This window comes from Candidatus Saccharimonadales bacterium, from assembly GCA_036397795.1.
Taxonomy (GTDB): Bacteria; Patescibacteriota; Saccharimonadia; order Saccharimonadales; family DASWIF01; genus DASWIF01.
Genome location: DASWIF010000021.1, coordinates 1 through 1,827 on the forward strand (window position 1 = coordinate 1; position 1,827 = coordinate 1,827).

Genomic DNA, 1,827 nt, shown 5'->3' on the forward strand with positions numbered 1-1,827 from the left:
CGAAAATGAATTTATTCCAAAAGAACTAACAGCCACGGTCGACCTGGAAAAGATTGAAAAACTGATTGCCGTCCTGGAAGACGACGAGGATATTAGCCAAGTCTATACCAACGCCAAATTCTAAAGTTATGCCACGGATTATCCTAGGCATTGATCCCGGCGTGGCAGATACCGGTTTTGGCGTTATCACCCAAGTAAAGCATGAGCTAACCGCATTGGACTACGGCTCAATCCAAACCCAGTCGAAACAGCCGATGGCGAATCGGTTGGAACATATTTTTACAGCAGTTGAAAAGCTGATTAAAAAATATAAACCGGAAATAGTCGCGGTTGAACAAATTTTTTTTCATACCAACGTAACCACCGCCATGGCCGTTAGCCAGGCCCGCGGAGTCATACTCCTGGCCGCTGCCCGGCATAGGTTAACAACCCTGGACTGCACGCCGCTCCAAGTCAAGCAAGCCTTAAGCGGCTATGGCCGGGCTGACAAGCGGCAAATTCAGACCCTAGTCAAAATCATGCTTAAGCTTAAAACCATGCCAAAGCCAGATGACGCGGCCGACGCGCTGGCGGTTGCCATTTGCTGTGCTCATAGCAGAAGTAAGCTAAAATAAGTAGTAAGTAGTAAGTAGCGGAGATAAATAATTACCAACACTTAATACTTAATTACTAACTACTGTTTACTAAAAATATGCGTTCCGAAATTCGCAAAGACTACATTCAAGACAAATACGTGTTAATCGCTCCCCGCCGTGGCAAGCGTCCGCACGACGTTGAGCGACCGGAGAGACTCAAGCCGCCGAGCAAAACCAGTTGTGTTTTCTGCCCGCTGGCCATGCGAAAACGCGGCCAAAAATTTTTGGAGGTAGTCGGTCGGCCGGAAAACTGGGAACTGGTAGCTATCCCAAATGGGTTCCCGGCTGTCACACCCACAAATCCCAAGGCCTACGGCCAGCAAGAAGTCGTGATTGAAACTCCGGATCACCGGGCTGAAGTCGAGAACTTATCCGTTTCGCAACTGACCAAACTTTTCAAGCTCTACGGCGACCGGACTTCTGCCATTACGCGGGACAAAAAAATTGACTACGTTTTAATTTTCAAAAATGAAGGCGGCGCGGCCGGCGCTTCGCTCGTTCACGCGCACTCGCAAATTTTCGCGACGCAGTTTCTGCCGCCCCACCTCAAAGATAAATCTGACCGAGTCCACGATTACAAAATCAAAACCGGCCGGTGCGTTTACTGCGACGTGGTAAAAAAAGAGAGTCGCGGAGCGCGCCGGGTATTTGAAGATGCCAATCTGCTGGCCTTCTGTCCTTACGCCTCAATGCACAACTACGAGATTTGGATTGTGCCGAAACGCCACATTGACAACGTCAGCCTGCTTACCGACGCGGAACGCAAAAGTCTGGCGACCATGCTTAAAAAAATTCTGAAAAAAATAGGCCGCCTTAAGCTCCCCTACAACTACTACTTTCACCAAGTTGTGCACGACAAGGATCAGCACCTCTACCTCAAAATAACTCCGCGCGGCAGCGTTTGGGCCGGGGTTGAGATTGGTTCGGGCTTGATTATAAATCCAATCGCGCCGGAAGAGGCGGCCGAGTTTTACCGAAAATAACTACTCAGCCGCAAACAATATGGAAACTAAAGTCATCTCTCAGCCGATCGAATTTGAAAAGCTTCAAGCATTGGCTCGCCAAGGGTTTGGCGATATGGTCAAAGCGGTTGTTGATCTGGAACAAAAAATTATGGCGATTGGGGCCGAATTGCACGCCGATGAGGAAGCAGCCCTTTTGGATCAAGGCTCACGCCAACAAAATCTCTGGG

General features: G+C 49.1%; 3 protein-coding genes. All 3 read left to right on the forward strand.

Annotated elements, in window-relative coordinates:
- Window positions 1-128: 128 nt before the first annotated feature.
- Window positions 129-614: a crossover junction endodeoxyribonuclease RuvC gene (gene ruvC / locus VGA08_01435; protein HEX9679256.1), complete on the forward strand. Its 486-nt coding sequence runs from the start codon at window positions 129-131 to the stop codon at window positions 612-614.
- Between the two features lie 77 nt (window positions 615-691).
- Window positions 692-1,618 (forward strand): galactose-1-phosphate uridylyltransferase, encoded by a 927-nt coding sequence (gene galT, locus VGA08_01440; protein ID HEX9679257.1) that lies wholly within the window; start codon window positions 692-694, stop codon window positions 1,616-1,618.
- 19 nt (window positions 1,619-1,637) lie between these two features.
- Window positions 1,638-1,827, forward strand: a 190-nt coding sequence (locus VGA08_01445; protein ID HEX9679258.1) for a DUF5674 family protein, incomplete at its 3' end; no start/stop codon positions are given.

Coding starts and splice junctions, on each gene's coding strand:
- ruvC (HEX9679256.1), top strand. CDS start 129: ATGCCACGGATTATCCTAGGCATTGATCCCGGCGTGGCAGATACCGGT.
- galT (HEX9679257.1), top strand. CDS start 692: ATGCGTTCCGAAATTCGCAAAGACTACATTCAAGACAAATACGTGTTA.